The 1,576-nt window shown below is 59.5% G+C and carries 1 protein-coding gene and 1 pseudogene; both read left to right on the forward strand.

What is annotated here, in order from left to right:
* The coding region (locus U5775_RS38705) for an alcohol dehydrogenase catalytic domain-containing protein (protein WP_322063401.1) at window positions 1–1,318 on the forward strand (1,318 nt) is incomplete at its 5' end.
* Window positions 1,319–1,437: 119 nt separating this feature from the next.
* Window positions 1,438–1,576 (forward strand): annotated as a pseudogene (locus U5775_RS38710) (electron transfer flavoprotein subunit beta/FixA family protein); the annotation flags it as partial.

Raw genomic sequence — 1,576 nt, forward strand, 5'->3', positions numbered from 1 at the left:
ACGGTGGAAGCGTGGCGTGCCTCGTTCTCGAAAAGCGCGCGGTAAGCGAGGCACGGATCGAACGCAATACATCGGCAAACCCGGTGTGGATACGCGACATCTGGCGCGCGAAAACACCAACAGCTTCCTGTGCCGCGAGCTGCGGCTCGCTCGCAAAGAGGCAGAATCAACCCCCGTCGCACTCAGAAAGCTCGGCAGTAGACAAATCATGACAAGACTTATGAAGGCAGCCCGGATGCACCACGTCGGAGAACCGATGGTGATAGAAGACATTCCGGTGCCGGAAGTTCGCCCCACCGACGTGCTCGTCAAGGTCAAGTCGTGCAACATCGTGCCGAATCTCGGCAATGTGCTCGCCAACTGGACCACCTGGTTTCCCAACCTTCCGCTGCCGAAGCTGCCTGCGATCTTCGGACTGGATGCAAGCGGCGTGATTGAACAGGTCGGCTCGCAGGTTCACGCGTGGAAGCCGGGTGACCGCATCTATGTCAATCCGGCTCGCTACTGCGGTGGCTGCCGTGCCTGTCGCTCCGGCAACACGACTTCGTGCCCGTATTACACGTTCAACGGCTACTTCGGTTTCAGCGAACGATCGCAGACCATGTTCGACGACTATCCCTATGGGGGTCTGTGCGAGTACATGACGGCGCCGCAATACAGTCTCGTGAAGTTGCCCGATAATCTCGGCTTCGAAGCGGCGTCGCGCTTCGGCTATATCGGAACCGGCTACCGCGCGCTGCGTCGAGCGAACGTTGGTCCTGGCACCACTATGCTGATCAATGGCATCAGTGGCACGTTGGGTCTCGGAACGGCCATTTTTGCGCTCGGCCTGGGCGCGAGAAAGGTTCTCGGCACGGGGCGCAACCTGGAACTGCTGAAGCGGGTACAGGCGATCTCGCCCGAGCGGATCGAGATCCATCAACTCGGTGATCTTCCGACTGACGCCTGGGCGAAGGAACTGACGGATGGACTGGGCGTGGATGTCGTCATCGACGCGCTGGGTCCGGGCGCTCCGCAGTCGACGATGCTCGAGGCACTCGCTGCGCTTCGCCGTGGTGGCGTTCAGGTCAACGTCGGCGCTGTTGCCGGTGACGTACCCATCGATCTTCACTATCTGATGGACAACGATATCCAGCTGCAGGGTTCGGTGTGGTTCACCGCGGGACAAGGGCAGGAAATGGCCGATCTCGTCGAAGCCGGCGCTGTCGACATGTCGGTTTTCGAACATCGTCGTTATCCTCTCTCGAAGATCAATACGGCGCTTGCCGGCATCGAAAACCGGGACGGCGGCTTCAGCAACTACTGTATCTGCCCGTAAGCGGCAATCCCCGCGGCGCGCATCGCGCCGTTTCCTCGCAATCCCTGCTCACATTCCTCCGCTATGGTGCTCTCCTCATCTCAAGCGCAGGTTTCCGTGCGTCTACCTTATAAGCGACCATGAAAGTCCTTGTGCCAGTCAAACGCGTAGTCGATTACAACGTGAAGGTTCGTGTGAAGTCGGATGGCACGGGCGTCGACATTGCCAACGTGAAGATGTCGATGAACCCGTTCGATGAAATCGCCGTGGAAGAGGCGG

The organism is Paraburkholderia sp. J63, assembly GCF_905220245.1.
GTDB lineage: Bacteria > Pseudomonadota > Gammaproteobacteria > Burkholderiales > Burkholderiaceae > Paraburkholderia.